The sequence below is a fragment of the Candidatus Pelagibacter sp. PS_11 genome (assembly GCF_059417975.1).
This window is the reverse complement of the sequence record NZ_CM182075.1, coordinates 213,426-239,621: the sequence shown is the minus strand read 5'-3', so window position 1 is coordinate 239,621 and position 26,196 is coordinate 213,426. Positions and strand designations below refer to the sequence as shown.

The window sequence follows — 26,196 nt, the reverse complement described above, 5'->3', positions numbered from 1 at the left end:
AATTACTTATTGTCTAGAGGATGATTTTGCCCATCGTTGACTGCAACATTTTCTAATTCAAACGTATTTATTTCATCTACGCATCCAAGATTAAATCCTGTCATAGCTGGATTGGCTCTTGGATTATGATGTGTATAAATTCCGCAGTTCGAACAAAAATAGTGTTTTGCAATTTTTGAATGAAATTGATAAAGTTTTAATTTATCCTCACCTTTAATTATTTTAAAATCTTCGTTCTCAACCATAGACATTATTGCTCCTTTTCTTTTACAAATAGAACAATTACATTTTAAAACTTTTTCTAAGTTATCAGGCACGTTTATTTCTGCTTCTACTTCTCCACAGTGACATGTTAGTTTTTTCATTTATATTTCTCCTTTATTTTTTATATTTATTTCAAACATTGCTTCATTTCTTCTGTTCATGGGTAGTGTGAAAGGTCCATCGTAAGTTGCTTTAATAGGTGGGCTCAAAATTATCATATTATCTTTTTTTAATTCATTTTCTAAAATGCTTTTATGTTTAATAAAATTTTTATCAGAAGCCCTTCCTGAGTATCTAATAACTGCATAATAACCACCTTTAATATTTAATATTTTAACATCTGAATTAGACGGGCTTGGTATGTTTTCTTTATTAAATCTTGAAGGTAAATAAAATTGCATGGTCATATTTCCTTTTTTTTCCATTTGGGTGACTGGTGTTGTCATCTTAATCTCTTCATTTTTAACATTGTTGCCTGATATGTAGTTAAATAGTTTTCTAAAACTGTTGCCTTCATTTGATATATCTGTTTCAATTGCTAAACGATCAGAATATTTTCTGATTTCATAAACTTCATTTTTTTTCACTACTTCATAATTTGCTTCTTCATAAGACATGCTGTTAGAAGTTATAATTAAGCCAAGAAACACAATTGATAGAAATTTTTTCATTTTAATATGAAGCTTAAACTATCTCTGGTTGAAGTTATCCACAAGAGCACAAAATGTAGTTTCAATGTTCACGTTTTGATTCACTTTTGATTCAGTTACAGACTCAAAATACAACCTATTGCGTGTACTGTATAACTAGTCTATATATTAGAACAAAACAAGAACATGAAATTAACTATTCCCTTTTACTTACATAAAGCTGGAGCTGGCTTTCCCTCTCCTGCAACAGATTATATTGAAGAAGATGTAGATCTTAATGTTCACTTAATCAAAAATGTTCCTGCAACTTTTATCATTAGAGTTCAGGGAAAATCGATGACTGATGTTGGTATTTATGATGGTGACTTATTAGTTATTGATAGAAGCTTAAAACCTAAAAATTTTTCAACAGTGGTTGCAAATGTTCACGATGAGTTAGTTGTTAAAAGTTTTGTTAGATCTAAAGATGGACAATTTTTAACATCTGGTTCAAAAAATATTGAAGATAAAATAATTATTGGAGATGAGTCTGAAGTGTTTATTTGGGGGGTTGTGACTTATGTCATCCATTCAACGTACTAAGAAAATAGCATTGGTAGATTGTAATTCATTTTATGTTTCCTGTGAAAGATTATTCAATCCTAAGATTAGAAATAAGCCAGTTGTTGTATTGTCGAATAATGATGGCTGCATTATTGCAAGATCAAATGAGGCAAAGTTTCTTGGTATTAAAATGGGTGAGCCTTACTTTAAAGCTAAAGAAATAATACTTAAAAATAGAGTTTATGTATTTTCTTCAAATTATTCTTTGTATGGAGATTTATCTAGAAGAGTGATGAGAACTTTAAAAAGATTTAATCCTGAGTTAGAAATATATTCAGTAGATGAGGCTTTTTTAGATTTGAGTAATTATCCAGATGATGAAGTAGAAGATGTGGGAAAAGAAATTAGAAGCATTGTTTTACAATGGACAGGAATTCCAACTAGCATTGGTATTGCTAAAACAAAAACACTAAGCAAAATTGCAAATCATATAGCAAAGAAAAAACAATCTGGTGTTACAAACTTGATAGGAATTGAAAATATTGATCCACTATTAGAAAAAATAGATATCAATGATGTGTGGGGAGTTGGTAAACAGATGACAAAATTTTATCATCAAAATGGAATTTATAATGCCAAACAATTAAAAAATATGTCAAATACTTGGATTAAAAAAAGTTCTAATGTTTTAAGTTCCAGAACTGCATTAGAGCTTAGAGGTATTCCTTGTATCCCACTAGAAACTAAAACTTCCAAAAGAAAAAGTTGTGTAGTGTCAAGATCATTTGGTACAAGAGTTGAAAAGTTTCAAGAGTTAGAAGAGGCAGTTGCAAGTTATTGCTTAAATGCTTCAGAAAAAATTAGATCAGAATCTTTAATAGCAAAATCAATAACTGTGTCTGTTAGAACAAGCCCTTTTCAAAATAGAGGGGTATATTATTCAAATGCTAAAACTATAGATTTTCCAATAGCTACCCATAATAGTATTGAAATAGTTAAAACTGCTATGATTGCTTTAAATGAAATCTTTATTAATGGATACAGATATCAAAAAGCAGGCATAACACTGACTGGTTTAGTTAATTCAAGTGGCAGTAAAAATCTATTTTCCACTGAAAAAGATGAGAAAATTAAAGGCTTAATGAGATCTATTGATAGCACAAATTATAAGTATGGACGATCAACATTAAGTTTAGCTAGCGCTGGAGTAAATAAAAAATGGAATATGAGAAGAGATCACTCTTCAAAGATAGATACAGCTGATTTTCATTCGCTACCAATAATAAAAGCTATTTAAGTTGATCTATGCTGCTAATATTTTCTAAAGAATTTTCAAATTCTAAAATACTTTCTCTCTGAGAAAGTATAATTACTGAAATCACCATAATAATAACTCCTATAACAGGCAATAATGTAATCCATGATAGATTACCGGCAACTAAAAATAAGTAAGCAATTAAAAAAAATATAGATCTAATCAATAGTGTCATTTTAAAAACAGCTATAATTGATAGTGAGTGTTTTAATAAGTTAATAAAACTCATTTTCGATGGACCAAAAAATCTTTTACCTCTTATTGATGGGATAGATTTTCTATCTTTAAATAGTTTAGCAACAGCTCCTGAAAAACTACTCCATGTTGCTTTATCTTTTATCATTTTGTTAACTGCAAATTTAGGTAAGCAAATAAAATTACCAAACTTAATAGACTGTCCGGTGAAAACAAAAGTTAAATATTTGTGTAAAAGGTAACAAAGTTTAAAGAAAGAACCTTCAGATCTTTTTACTCTATTAGCTGTAATAACTTTATCAGGATAGTTATTTATCTTATTAATAAGAAGAGTTATTTCTTCCGGTCTATCTTCACCATCTCCATCCATTGGAATTATATAATCGTAATCTTCATGCTCAGCAATATATCTTAAGCCAGACGCATTACATCTAGCATGTCCCTTATTTGTTTTCATGTTGATTATTTTGATAGACGTAAGGTTATTAAAATTAAAATCATTGGTAGGTTTTTCTTCCGTAGAGCAATCGTTGACCATTATAATTGAGAATTCATGCTTTAAATCTCTAACTTGTAAGTCTATATCTTCTAAAAGTTTAAAAGCTGACTGCCAATCATTATATATAGGGATTAAAATTTTTATCTTGCTCATCTATTTCCTACACAAATATTATCGATGCAAATATATTTCGACAATGAATTAAGCTTATCTTTTGTAATCACCCCTTCCCAAACGGGTCTAGAATTTAGGTGATATGATAAATTTCCAGCATGCCATTCATCGCCAAGGACAACATTAATTGGCAATGTATAATTTTGCTTCCATAAGTATTCAGTTTTAATTGCTATTTCTTTACCTAAATAATCTGTTCTTTTGTCAGTTTCAGTAATTGAAATATAAGCATAAGCAAAGGGTGAAAAAATAAACAAGATCAAAAATATTGATATAAACCCATTTAACTTTTTAAGATTTATTTGTGCTTGAAAAATATAGATAATGAATACGCCAAAAAATAAATAAAATGGGGTCATCCACATTGTTCTTATTTTAGACCCTGTTAACATGGAAGTTAAGAACATTAATCCAATTGGAATTAGATTAATAAATATTAAGAACAATAGCTTCTTATCTTTTAAAGTTATTTTTAACTTAATTTTTTTTATTAAAAAAAACGACATTAAAAAAAATGGAATTAGTGTTCCTATTTGTTTGCCTAAAAATATTAAAGGGTAAGTTATATGATCTAATAAACTTGAATTCTCAAGCCCTGTTCTGGCTAGCCCATATGTAATCGTAATGTAATCATTATTAGTTAACCAAATTAAATGAGGAATTAATAAAACAATAAAGACCTCAAAAGATATTAGATATTTAAAATCAAATTTTTGATATTTTTTTACAAAAATTATATAAAAAAATAATAGGACTATTGATATTAGAAGGTAAACAAAAAGATATTTTGATAAAAAACCTACGGCTGCAAAAACTCCAAGCAAAAAACAATGTTTAAAGTTTATTACTTTTTTATCAAATATTTTCCAAGAATAATAAACACACAACGACCAAAAAGGTAATTGGCAAACATTCACATTAAATTCGGGTGTTGTAAAATTATAGAAATAAATACCCTCTAAAAGAAGTACCGATATTAAGCTTAAAGTTTTATTCTTAAAAAGTTCTTCAGCAAACTTAAAAACAATAATAAATGCAGTTACTACAAACAATTGACTTAACAAGTAATAAACCCAGTCTCGCGAACCAAATGCTTGATAAATAACTTCTGGAAAAAATGCACTCGCTGGCGGATGTTTATTAAATCCCCAATCTAAATTACTTCCCCAAGCCAAGGCTTCAATTGTATCAAGTGGTAAATTGTTATTTGTTAATGTTGGAATCAATGTCCATAAAATTAAATGAATTATAAGAAAACTATAAAACAATTTATTTATATTGTTTTTATTGATTAACATTTCATTGATTTTATATGAATTAAGCTTGCTTGACACGTATTAATTGCTGAATATACTCCGGCCACTAAATTTATACATATGCCTAAAATCTCAAAACCGTCTACTAAAAAACCAACAGCTAAAACAAAAAAAGTTGCTGCTGTAGTCAAAAAAGCTACTAAAGTAATAAAAAAAAATAGTACACCTGAAATCAAAGTAAAGGCACCAATTAAAATTTCAAAAACATATATCCCAAAAGAAACAGAAAAATATATGTGTGATAAGCATTTATCTTTTTTTAAGATAAAACTTACTGAATGGAAAAAAGAATTGGTAAAAGCAAATAATGAAGCTCTTTACAATGGGTCAATGGATGACAACAGTGTTTCAGCAGATATTGTTGATCAAGCAAGTTCTTACACGGATAAAACTGTAGAAATGAAAGCAATTAATAGACAAATCAAATTAATTTCTAAAATTGACCAAGCTTTAATGAGAATAAAAGATAAAACTTTTGGATTTTGTGCAGAAACTGCTGAGCCAATTGGATTAAAAAGATTGATGGCAAGACCAGTTGCCCATCTTTGTATTGCAGCACAAGAAAAGCATGAAAAAGATGAAAAAGTATACGCTGACGATTAAAGTCTAAATTTATTTTCTAGTTAGCATCAAGAACGGCATGTAAAAATTGTTTAGTTCTTTCATTTTGAGGATTATCAAACAATTGTTCAGGGGACCCTTGTTCAAAAATTTTACCCTCATTAAAAAAACACACTCGGTCTGATATTTCTTTAGCAAAACCCATTTGGTGTGTGACCATAATCATAGTAAGATCATGCTCTTTATTCAAAGATCTAATTACATTTAAAACTTCACCAACAACCTCTGGATCTAACGCAGATGTAATTTCGTCTAAAAGCATAACCTTTGGTCTCATTGCTAGGGCTCTGGCTATCGCAACTCGTTGCTGCTGACCACCTGATAATCTTGAAGGATGTTCATCTTTTTTATCTGACAATCCTACTAGATCTAATAAATCTAAAGCTCTTTCTTCTGCTTCTTCTTTTTTCATACCCAATACTTCAATTGGTGCCTCAATACAGTTTTGAAGGGCAGTCATGTGAGGGAAAAGATTAAATTGCTGGAATACCATTCCAATTTTTGAACGTCTTTCTCTTAAGTATTTTTCATTAGCAAAAACAAGTTTTTCTTTCTCCATCATATGGGTTAAAGGCTCACCATCTAAATGGATTATACCTTGATTAATTTTTTCTAAAGTCATTAAAACTCTTAAGACAGTAGTTTTTCCAGATCCAGATGGACCAATAATTGAAACCATTTCATTTTTTTTGATTTCTAAATTAAGCTTATCTAAAACAACAAGGTCTCCATATTGTTTGGTAACATCAGAGAATTTTACCAAGACATCGCTAGTTTCTTTTTTATGTTCCATTTAATTTTTTACCTTTCCTTGAGCTTTATTTACTGATCTTTCTAATTTTCTAATACCCATAGCAGCTGGAATAGAAAGAGCTAAGAAAATAATTCCAACTATAGTGTATGGTTCTAAATAACGATAGTGATAACCTCCTACAGCTGTTGCTGCATGAAATAATTCTGCAACACCAATTGTCGAAAGTAGTGGCGTGTCTTTAAATATTCCTACTAAATAATTTCCCATTCCCGGGATTGCTATTGGAAAAGCTTGGGGCAAAACTATTCTTCTATATGTATATAAAGTTGTGAAATTTAAAGCTCTACAAGCTTCCCATTGTGTTTTTGGAACACCCTCTAATGCACCTCTATAAACCTCTGAAAGATAAGTCCCAAAATGCAGACCTATAGTTATCATTGCACAAACCCAAGCTGACAATGTAATTCCAAATTGTGGTCCTACAAAATAAACAAAAAATAATTGAATAAGCAGAGGTGTTGAACGAATAAATTCGATAATTTCTCTAACAATTATATTTATAAATTTATAAGGTGTTCTTTGACCTAATAAAAACAATAAACCCACAACAGCTGCAATAGCATAACCTATGCCTGCCGCCATTATAGTATTTAGTGTTGCCCATAACATTTGGGGTAGAATTTGAAAAGCAAAATCCCATTTCCACTCTGCGTTCATTATACTTTGCCTCTTCCAACTTTTCTTGCAGCTACAACTTCTAACCAACGTAAAAAAGGGACAAGAAAAAATCTAGATATTATATAATATATTATAAGTGCAGTTCCAAAACATTGTGCAGATAACCAGGTGATTGCATTAATTTGTTTTGCTTCAAATGTTAAATCAACAACAGTTACTAATGCAACTAGAGCTGTTGCCTTTAAAAGCTCTACAGTTAAGTTTGCTGCAGGAGGTAATATGATTGGAAAAATTTGAGGAATAATAATATTTTTCATTCTTTTAAAAGGACTAAAATTTAAAGCATGAGCCCCTTCCCACTGCCCTTTAGGTACTGCTAATATTCCACCTCTGACAATTTCTGCTCCATAAGCTCCAAAGTTCATTCCTATTGCAACAACTCCAGCAGTAAATGCCTCTAGTGAAATGCCAAAAAAAGGCAGGACATAATAAAACCAGAACAGCTGAACTAGTAAAGAAGTTCCTCTAAAAAATTCTATATATACTGTTGCAACGCCTTGGATAACTGAATTATTAGATACACGCATCAACCCAAAAATTATAGAGATAATTACATATAAAATGGTAGCACAAACTAGCACTTTAAGTGTAGTGACCGTCCCTAATAGCATTGTAGATCCATGCTCAGCTAAAAATGAAAAATAATTCAAAGTTAAAACCTTTACAGTAAATTTAAAAAAAAATCAGGCGACTTTTTTTCATCGCCTGATTAAATTTTTATTATTATTTATATTATTTAGTTGTACAAGCCCACTCAGTACTCATTTCAGGAGGTGGTAGTTGAGCTTTATCATACCCATACTTACCAGCTCTTTCTAACATAGTTGCTGGGTTAGCCATAACTTTTGCTAATGCTTTATTAAAGTTATCTCTAAATTCAACATCAGTTTTTCTAAAACCAATACCAACTACATTTAAAGTTTCTTTAGGCATTAATTTAGGATCAGTTACTTCAAATGCACCACCTGTTTTTTCTTCATGCTCTTTTGCACCAAAGAAAGTTTGTACAGCAACATCTGCTCTTCCAGCTTTCATTGCAGCTAGAATTCCAACTTCACCTTCAACTAACATCATTTGACTTTCAGGAACACCATACTTTTTAGCAGCTTCAACTGTGTTGAAACCAGCACCAGTTACAAGTTTTGCACCAGTACTAATAACATCTGCATAGTTATTAATGTTTTTTGGGTTTCCTTTTGGCACTAACATTGCATCACCAAACACACCTATTGGGTCTGAGAAATTCATATTCGCACATCTACTTTTAAGAATGTACATACCGCCAGTTACCATATCTGAACGATTTGCATTTATTCCAGGAATTAATCCAGACCATTCAAACACTTTAGTTTCATGTTCTGTAATTCCCATTTCTTCAAGAACTGTTAAAGCAATCATGTTAACAAATCCTAAAGCTTCACCATTATCTCCAGCATAAGCCCACGGTACAGCGGTACCAAAACCAAGTCTTAACTTGTGACCACCTTCTAGTTTGCTGGTTAACGTTTCAGCGCTAACTGCAGAAATACTAAAAAGAAGTACAAGAGAAACTCCAATCGATTTTAAAAATCTATTCATTTTTTTTCCTCTATTTAAGTTTATTTTATTAATTAAAACAAAATTAAAGTTGAATGTACACAGAAAAGAATGCAACTTAAAGTTGCTTAATAAAATATTATATCAAATAATTATTTCAACTTTATTATCTAAATTAATTTCACCATCATCAAGTGCCGTTAAATAAATTCCCATTTCAAAATGATTATAATTTTTTTTTAATGATTGAAGTAAATTTAAAGAATTGTCATCTGTTGCTGGTTTTAAATTAATTGCAACACATCTTGGAATATTTTTCTCAACCTTAAAGGAAATGTTATTAATCTTTATAGTTTTCCCTATCCATTCTCGCTCCTCCCAAGGCTTAATTCCATCAATGCATATATTTCCTCTAAATCTAGATATTTCCACTTTTTTATCTATTTTTTTTTGAAAATCATTGATGCTTTGTATGTTTAAAAGAGAAACTGAATTAACAAAATCAACTTTGTTTGAAATTGATGTGTCAAAAAAAGGGAGTTCTTCATTTTTCATTAAAACTATTGGTTTCTTTAAAGAATTTTCTAATTCTAGAATTTTATTTGAAAGTAATTGACGTTCGCTTAATTCACTTGCATTAATAGTCAGAATTTCTTTATCTTTAAAAGTTAGTGTTAATTTGTTTTCCTTAAACAAAAAGTTGTATTTATTCAAAACTGGGGAATTTTTAAGAGTTAAAACTTTATTCCATTTACCTTTTCTCTCCTCTGGGCTTTTTTCAAATAGTTGTGCTTTATCTAAGTCAAGATCTTTGGCAAATGCAAAAATTCTATCTCCAATAATTCCAACATCTTTTTTAATTTCACACTTTTCAATTGTCTGAAATGAAACAGATTTGACTGGACAATAATTTATTGAAGAAATAGTTGCGCTCATATAATATTTTTAAATAATATGCCTAAATTGTCCTCAAATCAACTTCAAGAGTATCACGATAATGGCTATGTGGCTCCAATAGAAGTCTTAACTAAAGATGAAGCGTTTGAGATAAGAAAAGAAATAGAAAATATTGAAACCAAATGGCCTGATGAACTGAAAGGTGCTGGAAGAAATTATGTACATATGATTTCTCCTATACTCGATGAAGTTTGTCATAATTCTAAAATGTTAGATGCTGTTGAGAGTATAATTGGAAAAAATATTCTTATTTGTGGAACAACTTTGTTTATTAAAAACCCTTATGAAAAAGGATTTGTAAGTTTTCATCAAGATGCAACATATATTGGATTGGAACCACATAATTGGGTGACCGCATGGTTAGCAATAACTGATGCTAATGAAGAAAATGGTTGTATGAGAATGTGGTCTGGCTCACATAAAGATAATATCAAACATCATGAGCAAAAATATGATGAGGGTAATTTATTAACTAGAGGTCAAACAGTTGAAAATGTTCCTTTAGATGAAACAACTCCTTTAGTTTTAAAAGCAGGACAAATGTCCTTACATCATCCAACTATAGTTCATGGTTCGGGACTAAATAAAACTAATGATAGAAGAATTGGCTTTGTAGTTCAAAGCTATATTGGCAGTAACGTAAATCAAGTTCTAGGTAAAATGTATGTTCAGCAAGCAAGAGGAGATGATACTTTTAATTACCATCAGCATACAAAAAGACCAAGTAGCCTTATGAATTCAGAGGATATTGAAATGAGGAAGAAAGCAAATGATGATCTTCAAAGAATTTTTTATCCTGGATCTACTAAAAAGGGGGATTTCTAGTTAAGGTTTTGGTATCTTCGAGCCATCTTTTGAAAGATCGTACCCTTTTACAACAGCTTCTCTTTTTGCAATATCTAAATACCATCTAGTTAAGTTGTTATAATTTTTAAGACCAATATCATGCCATTCATGTCTTGCAATCCATGGCCAAGTTGCAATATCTGCAATCGTATATTCATTTCCAGCTAAGTATTTTGATGAAGATAATCTTTCATCCAATTCGCTATAAATTCTTTTTGTAATTTTAGAATATCTTTCTTCTCCAAATTCACTTTTACCAGGATTATAATGATGAAATTGATGATGTTGCCCGATCATTGGTCCAATAATTCCCATCTGTGCCATCAACCATTGATTTATAACATTTCGATCTTTTGCTTCATAAAATTTATTATATTTTTCAGCTAAATATATAAGTATTGCTCCAGACTCGAATAATGACTGTCCATTTTCGTGATCTGTAATTACTGGTATTTTTCCAAATGGGCTTATCTTTTTAAAATCTGTTTTAAATTGTTCATCTTTTGACAGATCAATTTTAGTAACTTTAAAATCACAACCTATTTCCTCTAACATTATTGTAATTTTTTTTCCGTTTGGAGTATCTGCTGTAAATAACTCTATCACTCTTTAACACCTAGTCTGCCTTTTACCGTCTTAGAGGAAGTGGTAAACTCGAATCTGTATTTTTCATCTGGCTTAGCATACTTAAAGCAACCTCTCGCAGCTAATGCTCCTTCATGAAAGCCAGAAAGTATCAATTTAAGTTTTCCAGGATAAGAGCAGATATCACCAATTGCAAAAATACCTTCCTTATTAGTTTCAAAATTTTCTGTGTTAACAGGAATAGTTTTTTTGTCTAAATTTAGCCCCCATTCCATAATTGGTCCAAGCTTCATAATTAATCCAAAAAAGCCCAGAACATAATCAGTTTTAATTTCTTTTATACTATCATCATCATGCTTAATATTTATGCTTTCAACTTTTTCATTTCCATTGACTAAATCTAATTGGTATTTTGTATGAACTTCTATTTTGCCTTCTTCTTTTAATTGGTTAACTTTATCGATACTTGCTTGCATTCCTCTAAACTCATCTCTTCTGTGGACCAATATAACTTTAGATGTATTTGAAAGTTCAATTGCCCAATCTAATGCTGAGTCTCCTCCACCAAAAATTGTAACTGTTTTATCTTTAAAGATTGTTTTATCTTTAATTGAATAAAGTATTTGCTTACCTTCATATTTATCAATCTCTTTTGATGGAAATTTTCTAGGCTCAAAAGAGCCTACACCTGCTGCAATAATTATACTTGATGCTTCAAATTCAGTTCCTTTGTTTGTTTTAATTAACCATTTTTTTTCAACTTTTTTAAGCTCTTCTACTCTTTCGTTTAAATGAAAATTTGTTTTAAATGCTTTTATCTGTTCAATTAAGTTTTTAGTTAATTCTTCTCCAGTACATTCAGGAACTGCTGGAATATCATAAATTGGTTTGTCTGGATAAAGTTCAATACATTGGCCTCCAATTTTATCTAAATTATCAACTACTTCACATTTTAACCCAATGATGCCTAATTGATGGACGCAAAATAATCCTACTGGGCCTGCGCCTATTATTAAAGTATCTGTTTTAATCATTTAACCTTGTTTTGATGGAATGCTAACTGTTAGTCCATCTAATTCATCTGAAACTAATATTTGACAACTCAATCTACTGTTTTGTTTTGGTTCAAACGCCATATCTAACATATCTTCTTCCCCATCTTCTTTTTTTGGAAGTTTGTCAAACCATTCTTCTTTGACATAAACATGACAAGTAGCACAAGCCATTCCACCACCACAATCAGCATCAATTCCAGGAATGTCGTTTTGAACAGCGCCCTCCATTACACTCAATCCATTGGAGACTTCTATGGTATGAGACTTTCCATTATCTTCTAAGTATGTAATCTTTGGCATATATCTAAATATAATGAGATAAAAAAAAAGGGCAAGTATGTAAAAACATACCTGCCCTTCTTCTAATTATTTAACGAGTAAAACTACTTAGCTCTACCAGGTTGAGACATTGCTGCTGCCCAAATGATTAGACCAAAAGCGATCTTGTTCAAAAAGTCAGCTGCGTTGTAAATCACGTTTAGTGAGCTTGCGTCCATTCCACCAGTCATGTAACCAAATACATAACCTAATGGGTAGATAGCCCAACCAACTGTAACGATCATTCTCATTGCACCAAATGCAGTAACAAGAGCCTTGTTTCCACTTTTCGCTGCATTTTTTCCTGCTTCGCCTGAGAATACTTCATAAAGAATGTAGAACCATCCAGCCATACCGATTACAAAACCAAGTGTAGTGTTGATGTATCCTGCTTCTCCTAAGTATCCACCGATTAACATTACTAAAGTACCAATCATCAATCTCCAGAAAATTCCAGAGTTTGCTTTATTTACTGCTGCAAGAACAAAATAGAATTCTAACATCAATAATGGAACTGTAATTAACCAGTCAATATATCTGTATACTGTTGGTGACTCACCAGTCATAACCCACACATCTCTCATGTACATGTAGTGAATAAATGCAATACCAGTAACTAGCCCTGCAACAGTGATTGAAACTCTCCAACCAGCTGGAACCGATGCTCTTTCAATAAAAAAGAATGCCGTTGACGCTAATAACGCCATTGACACAAGCCAGAATGAAATTCCAACAAAGTCATCAGAAGCTAACAGTGTAGTTTCTGCGTTTGCTACACCTGAAACACCCATTAGGGCTACAGCTGTAAGAGCAAACAATTTTAGTTTTTTCATAAAAAACTCCCTCTTTCGTTAGTTTTTAACTTTTTAGTTTATATAAACTAGACTTAAACAAATGTTTAAGTCATGTTGGGGATTAACTATCAAAATAATTAAGTTTTTAGAAGGTTTAATTGCCTCTAATTTGTATTGATTTTACTTACTTTTTGAATTTTAATACAATTTTTAATTTAATAAGTCTTAAAATATCAAAATAAAGAATCATTAGAGATGAATAAAAAATTCAGTGAAATTTATCAAAACTCTATAAAAAACCCTGAAGATTTTTGGCAAGAAGTGTCTAACGATATTTTTTGGTTTAAAAAACCAACAAAAATTCTAAATAAATCTAATCCTCCTTTTTATAAATGGTTTGAAGATGGGGTTACTAACACCTGTTATAATGCTTTAGACCTTCATATCGATGAAGGTAGAGGTGAAAAATTAGCCTTAATCTATGACAGTCCCATAACTGGCAACAAAAAGCAGTTTACCTATAAAGAATTAAAAGAAAAGGTTTCAAAATTTGCAGGAGCTTTAAAAAACCAAGGAGTTAATAAGGGAGATAGAGTTATAATCTATATGCCCATGATCCCAGAGGCAGTTATAGCAATGTTGGCTTGTGGAAGAATTGGAGCAATTCACTCTGTGGTGTTTGGTGGTTTTGCATCCAGTGAATTAGCAAGCAGAATCGATGATAGTAAAGCAAAAATATTAGTTACGGCTTCGTGTGGTTTTGAACCTGGAAGAACTGTTGAGTACAAACCTCTAGTGGAAGAGGCCATAAAAATGGCATCACATAAGATAGAAAAATTAATCCTATTTCAAAGATCTGGAAATGAAGCAAATATAAATGCTCCAAGAGAAATCAGTTGGGATGAGGCACTTTCAAATGCAAAAGAAGTAGATTGTGTTGAAATGAATTCAAATGATTTAGCTTATATTTTATATACCTCAGGAACTACGGGTGTGCCAAAAGGAATAGTTAGAGATATTGGTGGTCATATAGTTGCTCTAAAATGGACTATGAAAAATATTTACAATATCGATACTGATGATGTCTGGTGGTCAGCAAGTGATATTGGCTGGATAGTTGGTCATTCTTATATAGTCTATGCTCCTTTGTTTAAAGGTTGCACTACAGTATTATTTGAAGGAAAACCTGTTGGCACTCCTGATGCTGGTGCTTTTTGGAAAATAATTTCTGATTATAAAGTAAAATCACTTTTTACTGCACCAACTGCTTTTAGGGCTATTAAAAAAGAAGACCCTGAGGGAAAGTTTTTTTCTAAGTATGATTTAAGTAAATTTGAGTCATTGTTTTTAGCTGGTGAAAGGGCTGACCCTGATACCATTAAGTGGGCAGAAAATTTATTAAAAGTTCCTGTAATTGATCATTGGTGGCAAACTGAAACTAGTTGGGCAATTAGTTCTAATTGTACAGGAATTGAAATGATGAAAACAAAGTATGGCTCAGCTTGTAAGGCTGTTCCTGGTTATGACGTTCAAATTATGAAGCCAGATCAAACTTTAGCAAAACCTAATGAGATGGGAGATATAGTTATAAAATTACCTTTGCCTCCTGGGACTTTTCCAACATTATGGAATGCAGATAAAAGATACAAAGATAATTATATGACCAACTATGACGGTTACTATGAAACTTATGATGCAGGTCATATAGATGAAGATGGTTACATTTGGATTATGTCTAGAACAGATGACATTATTAATGTTGCAGGTCATAGATTATCAACTGGAGCAATTGAAGAAGTTTTATCAGAACACCAATCAGTTGCTGAGTGTGCAGTATTAGGCGTTGCAGATAAACTAAAAGGACAATTGCCAATTGGTTTGGTCGTTCTTAAATCTGGTGTTGAAAAAGATCACGCAACAATTTCAAAAGAGTGCATTCAGATGGTTAGAGATAAAATTGGTCCTGTTGCTGCATTTAAGATTGTAATTGTTATTAAAAGATTGCCAAAAACAAGATCTGGAAAAATATTAAGAGGAACAATAAGAAAAATTGCTGATGGGGAAGATTATAAAATGCCAGCAACTATTGACGATCCTGCAATTTTAACTGAGATAAAAGAAGACTTAATGAAAAATAGTATTCTTAAATAATGATAAAGACATATTTATTTTTAACTATTGCAATTTTTTGTGAAGTAGGTGGAACAATGTTATTACCCGTTTCACAAAATTTTACTAAGATAATTCCAACCACAACACTTGCAATTTTGTATCTATCTTCATTTTATCTTTTAACATTTGTGGTTGATAAACTTCCTATCGCCATTGTTTATGCAACATGGAGTGGCCTTGGTATATTTACAATTGCAATATTAGGATATATTTTCTTCAAACAATCACTATCATGGCAGGCTGTTTTAGGGTTGTTCTTTATTGTTACTGGTGTTGTTTTGGTAAATAGCTTTACTATAAAAACTATTTAAAATTTTAAAGGCTTACCGTCAGGTTCACCCAAAATCTTACCATCTCTCATTTTGATTTGGCCAGCAATAATTGTTGACACGGGAGTTCCTTTAAATTCATAACCATCAAAAGGTGACCATGCACATTTACTTTCAATATTTTCATTTTTAATTGTAATTTTTTTATTCATATCAACGATTGTGAAGTCTGCATCAAATCCTTCTTTAATAAAACCTTTGTCTTGAATGCCAAAAATTTTTACTGGGTTTTCACATATAGAATTCATTAATTGTTCTAAACTTAATTTTCCATCATTAACATGGTTTAACATAACTGGTAAAAGTGTCTGAACACCTGGCATTCCAGATGGTGAATTAGGATATTTTTTTTCTTTGTTTTCTTTTAAATGTGGAGCATGATCAGATCCAATTGTGTCATTAAGATTATTTTTTACTCCATACCATAACCTGTCATAATGAGATTTATCTCTTATTGGTGGGTTCATTTGAGCATATGTTCCAAGTTTATCATAACAATCTGGGGCGTAGATTGTTAGATGTTGAGGTGTTATCTCAAATGTGATGTTACCTTTGTGCTGCGATAAAAAATCAATTTCTTGTTTTGTTGTTACATGAAGGATGTGTGCTTTTTTTTTATATCGCTCAGCTATTCTTACAATTCTTCTAGTCGATGAAATTGCACATTCTTCACTTCTCCAAATTGGATGTGAGTGAACATCTCCATCTTTAATTAATTTTTTATTCCTATTTAAAATTTCTTCATCTTCAGAGTGAACTGAAACAACTTTAGAGCTACTTTTAAATACTTTTTCAATATCTTCTTCAAATTGAACCAATAGATTTCCTGTCGAAGAACCGGCAAAAAGCTTAATTCCACAACATCCTTCTAAGTTTTTTAAGTCTGCTAACTCATCAGCGTTATCTGGTGTTGCGCCAAAATAAAAAGCATAGTTGCAATACATTCTATTTTTTGCAAGATCTAATTTCTTTTGAAATTCAATTTTATTAGAAGTTGGTGGATTAGTATTTGGCATTTCAAAAACACTCGTTATTCCTCCAACAATTGCTGCCTTACTTCCGGAATGAAGATCTTCTGTGTCAGTTGATCCGGGTTCCCTAAAATGAGTCTGAGTATCAATACATCCTGGTAAAACAGTTAATCCCTTAGCATCAAAAACTTCTTTTGCTTCACTATCAATTTTACCAATTTCTATGATTTTACCGTCTTTGATTGCTATATCTTGATCTTTAAGATCTTTATCTATGTAGCACGAACCGTTTTTAATTATTAGATCTAACATTTATGAAAAAAGTAATTATATTATATTAAGACATCAATCAATTATGAATAATCAAAATGTATACATTTTAGAGGATAGAGGGATTCTGTATATAAACGGTACAGATGCTAAAGAATTTTTACAGAATATGATTAGTAATGACATTAATAAAGTAAGTGAGGACAGTAGTTGTTTTGCATCACTATTAACTCCTCAAGGAAAATTTCTTTTTGCTTTTATTATCATAAAACACAAGTCTGGCTACTTCATTGACTGTGAAAAATCTCAAACAGAAGCACTTTTCAAACAACTTAGTGTCTATAAACTTAGATCAAAAGTTGAAATTATGAATCTTAGTAACGAATTTGTTGTAGCTGCGTTTAATAAAGAAAAATTTTTAGAATTTGAAGGATCAAAAGATATTGCTGGGAACACAATTAAATATAGAGAAGATTCTATCTTGTTAGACCCAAGAAATAAAGATTTAGGTGCTAGGCTTATCATTAATTTAGAAAAACTTTATCTATCTTTAAAGAAATTAGAGCTAAAAGATTCTCCAATTGCTGAATATTATGAATTGAGTCATCAATTAGGAATTCCTCAAAAAAATATGAATGAATTACAGAATAAGCTATTTGGAATTGAATGTAACTTTGAAGAATTGAATGGAATAGACTTTAAAAAAGGCTGTTATGTTGGGCAAGAGAATACCGCAAGAATTAAATTAAAAAATAAACTTTCAAAAAGATTATTACCTATTTATTTAATTGAAGGAGAAATAAATCAAGATGATTTAATCTATAATGGTGATTTTGAGATAGGAAAAGTTTTAATAAGTAATGAATATCCTTTTGCTTTAATTAAATATTTGGATGATAATTTTAATCAAGAAAATGAGTTTAAAAGCAAAAACGCTAAGTTAAAAATCAAAATTCCTAGTTGGATTAATTAGTGCGTCAGAATAAATGCATGACAAGATTGTATCAAATTGATAGGTTTTAATATGGAGTTTACTGAAGAAGTAAAAAAAGCAACCGATCCAATTTATCAAAAAATCTCTAAGGTTTTACCTGAGATTGAATGGTCAGTTCATGCTCCCTATATTCATAGAATTAATCAATTAAAAAAAGAAAAAAATGCAGTTATTCTTGCGCATAATTATCAAACACCAGAAATTTATCACGGTGTAGCAGATTTTGCAGCTGACTCTTTGGCTCTAGCAGTAGAAGCTTCAAAAACTTCAGCAGATATTATTGTAATGGCTGGTGTACACTTTATGGCAGAGACAGCAAAATTAATGAGTCCACAAAAAAAAGTTTTGTTACCCGATATGCTTGCAGGATGCTCCTTGTCATCCTCTATTACAGGTAAGGATGTAAGATTATTAAAAGAAAAATATCCAGGGGTACCTGTTGTTTCCTATGTAAATACTTCGGCAGATGTTAAAGCTGAAACTGACATTTGCTGTACATCAGCTAATGCCGTTAAGATTGTTAATTCTCTTGGTGTTAAAAAAGTTATATTTCTACCTGATGATTATTTAGCTAAATATGTAGCTTCTCAGACAGATGTTGAAATTATTGCTTGGAAAGGAATTTGCATTGTTCATGACCAATTTAACGAAAAAGAAATCCACGATATAAGAAAAAATAATCCAGGAATAAAGATTATTGCACATCCTGAATGTCCACCCGATGTAATTAAAGCAAGTGACTTTGCTGGTTCAACTTCAGGAATGATCAAATATGTAGAGGACAATCAACCTAAAAAGGTAATGATGGTTACGGAATGTTCTATGAGTGATAATATTCAGGTAGAAAATCCTAATGTTGAATTTATTAAACCATGCAACCTATGTCCTCATATGAAAAGAATTACTCTACCAAAAATTTTGGCCTGTTTAGAAAATGAAACTGGTGAGATAATTATGGATAATGAAACTATCAACAAAGCAAGAATACCCGTTGAAAGAATGACTGCTATTGGCAGATAATAAATGTGCCTAAAATTAAATTAAGCAACTATTATATCAGGAATAAAGTTAAGCTTGCATTAAATGAGGATCTTTATCCAAATGGAGATATTACTTCAAGTTTAGTTAAGAATAGTAAAGTTATAAAAATCAAATTAATTTCAAATCAACAAGCTGTAATTGCTGGCTTAGAGTTTGCTAAACAAACCTTCAAATTAATTGATAATAAAATTAAATTTATTATTAAAAAAAAAGAAGGTTCAATAGTCAAAAAGAACGACGTAGTGGCAACAATTGAGGGTAGGGCTGAAAATATTTTAATTGGTGAGAGGGTTGCTTTAAATTTTTTAAGTCATATCTCTGGAATTGCTACTAAGACTAATCAATTTGTTAAATTAGCTAATAAAAAAACTAAAATTTGCTGTACTAGAAAAACAATTCCAACCTTAAGAGTAATACAAAAATATGCCGTTTCGTTAGGTGGTGGTACAAACCATAGGTTTAATTTAAGTGATGAATTTCTTATTAAAGACAATCATATTGCAAGCTCTGATATTAAAACTTTAGTATCTCTTGCAATCAAAAATAAAAAAGGAAGAAAAATTACAGTAGAAGTTGATAATTTAAATCAGCTCAAAAAAATAATGGGTTTAAAATTTAATACTGTTTTGTTTGATAATATGAAAAATAAAACACTCAAGGCAGGTGTTAGAATGGCTAAAAAACATTATGAAACAGAAGCTTCTGGGAACGTTAATTTTAAATCTATTAAAAAAATTGTAGCAACGGGTGTCGATAGAGTTTCAATTGGAAGTATCACTCATAGTGTACCAGCTATAGATTTTAAATTTGAAATCTAATTTTTTTTAGAAAGTTCAGCTTGTGCAGCAGCTAATCTTGCTACTGGAACTCTATATGGTGAGCAGGAAACATAATCCAAACCTGCATTAGCACAAAAGTGAATACTTTTAGGGTCTCCACCATGTTCTCCACAAATTCCAAGTTTAATTTTTTTATTAGTTTTTCTTCCTTTTTCAACTGCAATTTCTATTAAATCACCTACTCCATCATCTATAGAGATAAATGGATCTATAGAAAAAATCTTATTCTCAAGGTAATCATTTAAAAATTTACCGCTATCGTCTCTACTTAAACCAAATGTTGTTTGAGTTAAGTCATTAGTTCCAAAACTAAAGAACTCAGCATGTTTAGCTATATCATCAGCTTTAATTGCTGCTCTTGGTAATTCAATCATTGTACCAACTAAATAATCTATTTTAATTTTTTTATCCTTTTGAACTTCTTTTGCAACTCTGACTACTAAATCTTTCATTATTCTAATCTCAGCTTCAGTTGATACTAAAGGGATCATAATTTCTGGAAATGCCGACTTAATTTTTTTTATCTTAAGTTCAGATAAAGCCTCAAAGATTGCTCTACATTGCATTTCATAAATTTCTGGAAAAGAAATTCCCAATCGACACCCTCTATGACCAAGCATCGGGTTTTGTTCATGTAACTCGTTAATTCGAGACTCAATTTCTTTTAATGGTAACCCCACAACTTTTGCAACATCATTAATTTCTTTTTCTGTTTTTGGAAGAAACTCGTGTAATGGTGGATCTAACAGTCTCACTGTGACAGGAAGACCATTCATAATTTTGAATATTTGTACAAAATCTTTTTTTTGATGTGGTAAAAGTTTTGCTAGCGCCCTGTTTCTATCTTCTACTGTTTTTGATAAAATCATTTCTCTAACAGATAAAATTCTCTCTTCATCAAAAAACATATGTTCGGTTCTACAAAGTCCTATGCCTTCTGCTCCAAAGTCTCTTGCAGTTTTTGTATCTAATGGTGTTTCTGAATTGGTTCTTACTTTTAGTTTTCTAAAATTATCTGCCCAACTCATTAATTTGGAAAAGTCTCCTGAAATTTCTGGTTTAACCGTTGGCACTTCTCCTAGGATAATTCTTCCTGTTGAACCATCAATTGTAATAATGTCTCCCTCTTTAATTTCAATAGAAGAAGTTTTAAAGGTTTTCGCTTCATAGTTAATATCAATCTCACTAGAGCCAGAAACGCATGGTCTTCCCATTCCTCTTGCAACCACTGCAGCATGACTAGTCATCCCACCCCTTGCTGTTAAAATTCCTTTTGCAGCATGCATTCCATGAATATCTTCAGGTGACGTTTCTACACGTACTAAAATAGTATCTTGCATGACATTATTTAATCTTTCTGCTTCCTCTGATGTAAAAACAACCTTACCACTTGCAGCCCCTGGAGATGCTGGCAAACCGTTTGCTATAACGTTTAGTGTGCTTTTTTCGTCTAATGTAGGGTGTAACAATGTATCTAAAGAAGCTGGATCTATTCTCATTACTGCTTCTTTTTTAGAAATCAATTTTTCTTTAACCATATCAACTGCAATTCTAACAGCTGACTTTGAAGTTCTTTTTCCTGATCTTGTTTGTAGCATCCACAATTTATTATTTTCAACTGTAAATTCTACGTCTTGCATATCTTTGTAGTGTTTTTCTAAAATTTTTAAAATCTTATCTAATTGTTTAAATACTTTTGGCATAGCCTCTTCCATCGAAGCTTCTTTTGCTTTTGCATCTTTTCTTGCTTTTTTGGTTATATACTGAGGGGTTCTTGTACCTGCCACCACATCTTCTCCTTGAGCATTAATTAAGTATTCACCATACACTTCATTAACCCCATCTGATGGATTTCTTGTAAAGACAACACCAGTTGCACAATCATTACCCATATTGCCAAATACCATTGATTGAACATTAACTGCAGTTCCCCATTCAGCAGGAATTTGGTTTAGTTTTCTATAAACTTTTGCTCTGTTACTTTCCCAAGATAGAAATACCGAACTAATAGCTCCTAATAATTGATCATATACGTTCTGGGGAAATTCTTTTTTGGTTTGATTTTTAATAACTTTTTTAAAATCATTAATTAATCCCTCCCAATCATCTGCATCAAGATCTGTATCTAAAAGAACACCTTTGGTTAACTTGTAATTTTCAATTAATTCTTCAAAGTGATAGCCCTCAACACCCATAACAACATTACCATACATCTGAATAAATCTTCGGTAACTATCTTTTGCAAATCTGCTATTAGAAGTTTTTTTTGATAGTGCAAGAACGGTCTTATCGTTTAATCCTAAATTCAAAATTGTGTCCATCATGCCAGGCATTGAAACTCTTGCACCAGATCTAACAGATAATAATAAAGGATTTTTTAAATCACCAAATTTTTTCCCTACTTCTTTTTCGATAATTTTTAATTCCTTTTTTATAATATTAACAATTTTTGAATTTAATTTTTTTTTATCTTTATAAAATAATTCACAAACTTTTGTTGAAATTGTAAATCCAGGAGGAACTGGCAGTCCCATTCTGCCCATTTCAGAAAGGTTTGCCCCTTTTCCACCTAAAAAATTTTTAGGATTTTTAATTTTTTTTGAATCTTTTGATTTAAAATTTAAAATTAGCTTATTCACTGTTTGATTTCTATATTTGAAAAATTTATGTAATTATCAAATGTTCTACATAACATTTGTAAAAGTTCCAATCTGTTTTTTTTAATATTTTTATCATCATCATTGACCTTAACATTGTCAAAAAACTCTGAAGTTGCTTTTTTAGCGCCAGCAAGAATTTCGAGTGTTTCTCTGTAGTTTTCATCTTTGCCAATATTTGTAAAATATTTTCTTATTTCATTAATTTTTTTAAATAGGTTTTTTTCATAGTCATTTTTAAAAATACCAGGGTCAGTTGTATTTGACAGTTCAAGATCTGTATTTTTCAACTCACTCTCAAGTATACTGTAAGCTCTTTTGTAGCTTGTAATAATGTCCCCTCCTATAACTTTGCTAATTAGCCCATTAAGTGTTGAAGCTTTTTTATATATTTTGTTCATATGATCTAATCCATGTGCTTTTATACTGGCTTCTATTATCTCTGGTCTAATCTTTTTCTCTTTCATGTAGTATTTTAATCTGTCCATTAAAAAATCGGATAATTCTTTTTGAGATGACTCGTTTGAAAAAATAAACCCTTGGTCTTTATGTAGTGAAGTGGAATAACTAATAAGATCTTTAATCTTAAACTCTTTATTATTATCAATTAATAGCTTTATTACACCAAGTGCAGACCTTCTAAGCGCATAAGGATCTTTTGAGCTAGTTGGTTTTTGGTTAATTCCAAAAAAACCTACCAAGGTATCAATTTTGTCAGTTAAAGCTAAAGCAATACTAAACGGTTTCTTTGGAGTTTTGCTATCAAGACCTACTGGTTGATAATGTTCACTTATTGCTAGCGCTATCTCTTTATCAAAACCTTGCACTTCAGCAAAATGTCCGCCCATAATTCCTTGAAGCTCAGGAAATTCACCCACAATATCAGAAACTAAATCAACTTTGCAAATCGATGCTGATAGTTCAACTTGATCTTTACTAATTAATAATTCATCAGAAATCATTCCTCCAAGTTTTCTCATTCTTTGAATCTTGTCAAAATAAGATCCAAGACCTTTAAAATAATTCATATTTTTTAATTTTGAAACTTGTTTAACTAAATTTTGAGATTTATTTTTTTCCCAAAAAAATTGAGCATCACTTAATCTTGCTTCTACAACCCTTTCATTACCCATCTTAATATAACCTTTTTCATCTTTGTTATTTGCCACAACTAAAAATTCATTAGTAATTTTTCCTTTTTTATCAAATGTTGGAAAATATTTTTGATGGTATTGCATTGTGATAATCAAAATTTCTTTTGGAATATTCAAAAATTTCTGATCAAATTTACATACTAAAATATTTGGTTGCTCAACAATATCTGTAACTTCATCTAAAAGTTTATTATTAGGCTCGACAATGAAATTATTTTTTCTAGATATTTTTTCAATTTCTTTAATAATAAATTCTTTTCTCAATACGTGATCTATAATTATGCCAGATTGACTAAAGAAATCTTTGTAACTTTTAAAATTTTTAAATATTTTTTTTTTATCTTCAAACTCTTTGTCAATAAATGTTGTATTAGAGGCTATTAAATGATGAAATTTAAAATTTAAACTTTTATCATCAAAAACTGCTAGGATAGATTTTAATGGTCTCGCCCAACTAAGGTTATAATTTCCCCAAGTCATAGATTTTTTCCATTGTAATTTATCAAGAATTATAGGTGTATATTCTTGAAGTAAATCTATGGTATTAATTTTACTTGATGCTTTCTTGAAAAAATAAAATTCTCCTTTTTCCAATGTTTTTTTAAGAAGATCTTTTTTTTCTATTTGATTTGACCTTAAGAACCCTTCAATAGCTTTTTCTGGAGCTTTAACATTTGGTCCTTTTATTTCTTCAGCTTTTTGTATTATTTCTTTAGATAGGCCTTCAAATAAAATTATAAGACGATTTGGTGTTGAAAATGAAGAACTTTTTTTGAACAGAATTTTTTTTTCCTCAAATAAATTTTGAAAATTTTCTAATAAAATATTACGTGAGTTACTCTGTAAACCAGCTGGTATTTCCTCACTAAACAACTCTATAAAAAAATCTGACATTAATCTGTTCGACTGCTTAACCAACTTTCGGCGACTGCTTTTGTAATGTCTCTAATACGCCCTATATAACCCGCTCTTTGAGCAACACTTATAACTCCTCTTGCATCTAAAATATTAAATGCATGGCTTGCTTTTAGACATTGATCATATGCAGGTAGTGAAATTTTTTTATCTACCAATGCTTTTGCTTCAAGCTCGAACATATCAAACATTTTGAATAGATTTTCTGTATTGGCATGTTCAAAATTATATGCTGAAAACTCTTTTTCAGCTTGAAGAAACACATCCCCATATTTTACACCTTCATCATTCCATAGTAGATCATAAACATTTTTCATTTGTTGAGTAAACATGCAAATTCTTTCAAGACCATATGTTATTTCAACTGAAACAGGTTTGCATTCGAATCCAGCCATTTGTTGAAAGTATGTAAATTGAGTAATTTCCATTCCATCACACCAAACTTCCCATCCTAAACCTGCCGCACCTAAAGTTGGACTTTCCCAATCATCTTCAACAAATCTAATATCATGTTCTTTATGATTAATACCGATTACAGCCAAACTATTTAAATAAAGTTTTTTGATATTATCTGGTGAAGGTTTTATTAAAACTTGGAATTGATAATAATGTTGTAATCTATTTGGGTTTTCTCCATATCTTCCATCAGTGGGTCTTCTTGATGGCTGAACATAAGCTGCTTTCCATGGCTTAGGTCCTAATGATCTTAAGGTTGTAGCAGGATGAAAGGTTCCCGCACCAACTTCTATGTCATATGGCTGTAGAAGAATACATCCCTGTTTGCTCCAATATTTTTGAAGATTCAAAATAGTATCTTGAAACGATTGAAATTTAGGTTTTATAATTTTTTCCTTAAAAGCCATATCTTTGCCAGATAGATCTTTCCTCTAAAATATTTGCTAGTTGATCTATTTGATTGCTAGAGGAAGATAATTTCTTACTTAACCAACCCTTAGATTTTTCAAATTTTTTGATAATCACATCTTCACCAAATTTTTCTTTTAAAATTTCATTAGCATTACCAAGTCCATCAATTAGACCTAATTCTTTTGATTTGCTACCTGACCAAAATTCTCCTGAGAATAATTCAATCCCATCTTTTTTAAGCCTAGATCCTCTACTTTCTTCTACAACTTTAATAAAATCTTTATGCAGATCTAGTTGAATATTCTTAAGTCTCTCAATATCTTCTGACTTCTCTTCTTGAAAGGGATCTAATGAGCTTTTATTTTTTCCAGCTGTATGAACTCTTCTTTCTACGCCAATTTTTTTAATTAGTTCTGTAAATCCAAATGATGAATAAATAACCCCTATTGATCCAATAATTGAACTTGAATTTGCATATATCTCATCTCCTGCACAAGCTATTAAGTATCCACCAGAAGCTGCAACATCTTCCGCGAACACTATTACTTTTATTTTGTTTTTCTTAGCTTGAGCTCTAATAAATTTGTAGATTAAATGTGATTGGACTGGTGATCCACCTGGTGAATTTATAGTAATTGCCACTGCTTTTGCTTTTTTTAGTGAAAAAGCCTTTTCTATAATCTCTTCTTGTCCTGCAAAATCTATGCCCTGTTTAAACTTTCCAGCATTGCCAATTACACCATTTAGCTTGATATGAGCTATTATTTTTTTCTTTTTAAAAAAAGAGAACATTGTTAATCCTTATAGAATTTTTGATTTAATATAAA

At 30.7% G+C, this 26,196-nt stretch carries 27 protein-coding genes; 9 read left to right on the top strand and 18 right to left on the bottom strand.

Translation table 11 applies throughout. The annotated features are described in order from the left end of the window. Positions 1–2 precede the first annotated feature (2 nt). Positions 3–365: a GFA family protein gene (locus tag AC5SLT_RS01290; RefSeq protein ID WP_494592165.1), complete on the bottom strand. Its 363-nt coding sequence runs from the start codon at positions 363–365 to the stop codon at positions 3–5. Then, positions 366–935: an SOUL family heme-binding protein gene (locus AC5SLT_RS01285; RefSeq protein WP_494592163.1), complete on the bottom strand. Its 570-nt coding sequence runs from the start codon at positions 933–935 to the stop codon at positions 366–368. 165 nt (positions 936–1,100) lie between these two features. Here AC5SLT_RS01285 and AC5SLT_RS01280 point away from each other — a divergent pair, with 165 nt between their 5' ends. Beyond that, positions 1,101–1,496, top strand: a complete 396-nt coding sequence (locus AC5SLT_RS01280) for a LexA family protein (RefSeq protein WP_006997268.1) — start codon at positions 1,101–1,103, stop codon at positions 1,494–1,496. Beyond that, positions 1,474–2,754, top strand: a complete 1,281-nt coding sequence (locus tag AC5SLT_RS01275; RefSeq protein ID WP_494592161.1) for a Y-family DNA polymerase — start codon at positions 1,474–1,476, stop codon at positions 2,752–2,754. Before AC5SLT_RS01280 ends, AC5SLT_RS01275 begins: the two co-directional genes overlap by 23 nt. On the opposite strand, the gene AC5SLT_RS01270 is transcribed toward AC5SLT_RS01275, so the two are convergent. Next, entirely contained in the window at positions 2,747–3,619 is an 873-nt protein-coding gene (locus tag AC5SLT_RS01270; RefSeq protein WP_494592159.1) for a glycosyltransferase family 2 protein, read from the bottom strand. The genes AC5SLT_RS01275 and AC5SLT_RS01270 overlap by 8 nt on opposite strands. After that, positions 3,616–4,938 (bottom strand): glycosyltransferase family 39 protein, encoded by a 1,323-nt coding sequence (locus tag AC5SLT_RS01265; protein WP_494592565.1) that lies wholly within the window; start codon positions 4,936–4,938, stop codon positions 3,616–3,618. The genes AC5SLT_RS01270 and AC5SLT_RS01265 overlap by 4 nt, the downstream gene beginning before the upstream one ends. Before the next feature lie 78 nt (positions 4,939–5,016). On the opposite strand from AC5SLT_RS01265, the gene AC5SLT_RS01260 reads away from it, so the two are divergent. Next, positions 5,017–5,559 (top strand): TraR/DksA family transcriptional regulator, encoded by a 543-nt coding sequence (locus tag AC5SLT_RS01260; protein WP_278386568.1) that lies wholly within the window; start codon positions 5,017–5,019, stop codon positions 5,557–5,559. A 16-nt stretch (positions 5,560–5,575) separates the two neighbouring features. Here AC5SLT_RS01260 and ehuA read toward each other — a convergent pair whose 3' ends face one another. From ehuA to AC5SLT_RS01235, 5 genes are all read right to left on the bottom strand, one after another. Further along, positions 5,576–6,370, bottom strand: a complete 795-nt coding sequence (gene ehuA / locus AC5SLT_RS01255; RefSeq protein ID WP_271626803.1) for an ectoine/hydroxyectoine ABC transporter ATP-binding protein EhuA — start codon at positions 6,368–6,370, stop codon at positions 5,576–5,578. Further along, the gene (gene ehuD / locus AC5SLT_RS01250) at positions 6,371–7,048 is read right to left on the bottom strand and encodes an ectoine/hydroxyectoine ABC transporter permease subunit EhuD (RefSeq protein ID WP_271626802.1); all 678 of its coding nucleotides are present in this window, start codon (positions 7,046–7,048) and stop codon (positions 6,371–6,373) included. Then, positions 7,048–7,719, bottom strand: coding sequence for an ectoine/hydroxyectoine ABC transporter permease subunit EhuC (gene ehuC / locus AC5SLT_RS01245; RefSeq protein WP_494592157.1), 672 nt, complete (start codon positions 7,717–7,719; stop codon positions 7,048–7,050). The genes ehuD and ehuC overlap by 1 nt, the downstream gene beginning before the upstream one ends. A gap of 82 nt (positions 7,720–7,801) precedes the next feature. After that, on the bottom strand, positions 7,802–8,647 hold the full coding sequence (locus tag AC5SLT_RS01240) for a transporter substrate-binding domain-containing protein (protein WP_271511512.1): 846 nt from the start codon (positions 8,645–8,647) through the stop codon (positions 7,802–7,804). Positions 8,648–8,749: 102 nt separating this feature from the next. Next, a complete protein-coding gene (locus tag AC5SLT_RS01235; RefSeq protein WP_494592156.1) occupies positions 8,750–9,541 on the bottom strand; it encodes an MOSC domain-containing protein in 792 nt (263 codons plus the stop codon). An 18-nt stretch (positions 9,542–9,559) separates the two neighbouring features. On the opposite strand from AC5SLT_RS01235, the gene AC5SLT_RS01230 reads away from it, so the two are divergent. Next, positions 9,560–10,387 carry a phytanoyl-CoA dioxygenase family protein gene (locus AC5SLT_RS01230; RefSeq protein ID WP_494592155.1) on the top strand — a complete coding sequence of 276 codons (828 nt, stop codon included), beginning with the start codon at positions 9,560–9,562 and terminating at the stop codon, positions 10,385–10,387. Here the strand turns inward: AC5SLT_RS01230 and AC5SLT_RS01225 are convergent, their stop codons facing one another. From AC5SLT_RS01225 to AC5SLT_RS01210, 4 genes are all read right to left on the bottom strand, one after another. Beyond that, positions 10,388–11,014: a glutathione S-transferase family protein gene (locus AC5SLT_RS01225; RefSeq protein ID WP_494592153.1), complete on the bottom strand. Its 627-nt coding sequence runs from the start codon at positions 11,012–11,014 to the stop codon at positions 10,388–10,390. It lies immediately after the preceding gene. After that, entirely contained in the window at positions 11,011–12,027 is a 1,017-nt protein-coding gene (locus AC5SLT_RS01220) for an NAD(P)/FAD-dependent oxidoreductase (protein ID WP_494592152.1), read from the bottom strand. Before AC5SLT_RS01220 ends, AC5SLT_RS01225 begins: the two co-directional genes overlap by 4 nt. Then, positions 12,028–12,348 (bottom strand): 2Fe-2S iron-sulfur cluster-binding protein, encoded by a 321-nt coding sequence (locus AC5SLT_RS01215; RefSeq protein ID WP_011281820.1) that lies wholly within the window; start codon positions 12,346–12,348, stop codon positions 12,028–12,030. Positions 12,349–12,431: 83 nt separating this feature from the next. Beyond that, the gene (locus AC5SLT_RS01210) at positions 12,432–13,199 is read right to left on the bottom strand and encodes a bacteriorhodopsin-like (RefSeq protein ID WP_011281819.1); all 768 of its coding nucleotides are present in this window, start codon (positions 13,197–13,199) and stop codon (positions 12,432–12,434) included. 216 nt (positions 13,200–13,415) lie between these two features. On the opposite strand from AC5SLT_RS01210, the gene AC5SLT_RS01205 reads away from it, so the two are divergent. Continuing rightward, positions 13,416–15,311, top strand: coding sequence for a propionyl-CoA synthetase (locus tag AC5SLT_RS01205; RefSeq protein WP_011281818.1), 1,896 nt, complete (start codon positions 13,416–13,418; stop codon positions 15,309–15,311). Continuing rightward, positions 15,311–15,643 (top strand): DMT family transporter, encoded by a 333-nt coding sequence (locus tag AC5SLT_RS01200; RefSeq protein WP_006997281.1) that lies wholly within the window; start codon positions 15,311–15,313, stop codon positions 15,641–15,643. The genes AC5SLT_RS01205 and AC5SLT_RS01200 overlap by 1 nt, the downstream gene beginning before the upstream one ends. Here the strand turns inward: AC5SLT_RS01200 and AC5SLT_RS01195 are convergent. Next, positions 15,640–16,944, bottom strand: a complete 1,305-nt coding sequence (locus tag AC5SLT_RS01195; RefSeq protein WP_006997282.1) for a dihydroorotase — start codon at positions 16,942–16,944, stop codon at positions 15,640–15,642. The genes AC5SLT_RS01200 and AC5SLT_RS01195 overlap by 4 nt on opposite strands. 43 nt (positions 16,945–16,987) lie before the next feature. Between AC5SLT_RS01195 and ygfZ the strand changes: the two genes are divergently transcribed. From ygfZ to nadC, 3 genes are read left to right on the top strand one after another with little or no spacing between them, the layout of a single operon-like run. Then, on the top strand, positions 16,988–17,875 hold the full coding sequence (gene ygfZ / locus AC5SLT_RS01190) for a CAF17-like 4Fe-4S cluster assembly/insertion protein YgfZ (RefSeq protein WP_494592151.1): 888 nt from the start codon (positions 16,988–16,990) through the stop codon (positions 17,873–17,875). Positions 17,876–17,926: 51 nt separating this feature from the next. After that, on the top strand, positions 17,927–18,916 hold the full coding sequence (gene nadA, locus AC5SLT_RS01185) for a quinolinate synthase NadA (protein WP_006997284.1): 990 nt from the start codon (positions 17,927–17,929) through the stop codon (positions 18,914–18,916). A 5-nt stretch (positions 18,917–18,921) separates the two neighbouring features. Then, positions 18,922–19,755 (top strand): carboxylating nicotinate-nucleotide diphosphorylase, encoded by an 834-nt coding sequence (gene nadC, locus AC5SLT_RS01180; RefSeq protein WP_271615888.1) that lies wholly within the window; start codon positions 18,922–18,924, stop codon positions 19,753–19,755. On the opposite strand, the gene ppdK is transcribed toward nadC, so the two are convergent. Genes ppdK through AC5SLT_RS01160 form a run of 4 tightly spaced genes read right to left on the bottom strand, consistent with a single transcriptional unit; the run spans position 19,752 to position 26,161 of the window. Continuing rightward, positions 19,752–22,415, bottom strand: coding sequence for a pyruvate, phosphate dikinase (gene ppdK / locus AC5SLT_RS01175; RefSeq protein ID WP_271615889.1), 2,664 nt, complete (start codon positions 22,413–22,415; stop codon positions 19,752–19,754). The genes nadC and ppdK overlap by 4 nt on opposite strands. Further along, positions 22,412–24,481, bottom strand: a complete 2,070-nt coding sequence (gene glyS, locus AC5SLT_RS01170; protein ID WP_494592148.1) for a glycine--tRNA ligase subunit beta — start codon at positions 24,479–24,481, stop codon at positions 22,412–22,414. The genes ppdK and glyS overlap by 4 nt, the downstream gene beginning before the upstream one ends. Continuing rightward, positions 24,481–25,365 carry a glycine--tRNA ligase subunit alpha gene (locus AC5SLT_RS01165; protein WP_494592146.1) on the bottom strand — a complete coding sequence of 295 codons (885 nt, stop codon included), beginning with the start codon at positions 25,363–25,365 and terminating at the stop codon, positions 24,481–24,483. Before AC5SLT_RS01165 ends, glyS begins: the two co-directional genes overlap by 1 nt. Continuing rightward, positions 25,355–26,161: a S49 family peptidase gene (locus AC5SLT_RS01160; protein ID WP_494592144.1), complete on the bottom strand. Its 807-nt coding sequence runs from the start codon at positions 26,159–26,161 to the stop codon at positions 25,355–25,357. The genes AC5SLT_RS01165 and AC5SLT_RS01160 overlap by 11 nt, the downstream gene beginning before the upstream one ends. Between the last annotated feature and the right edge of the window lie 35 nt (positions 26,162–26,196).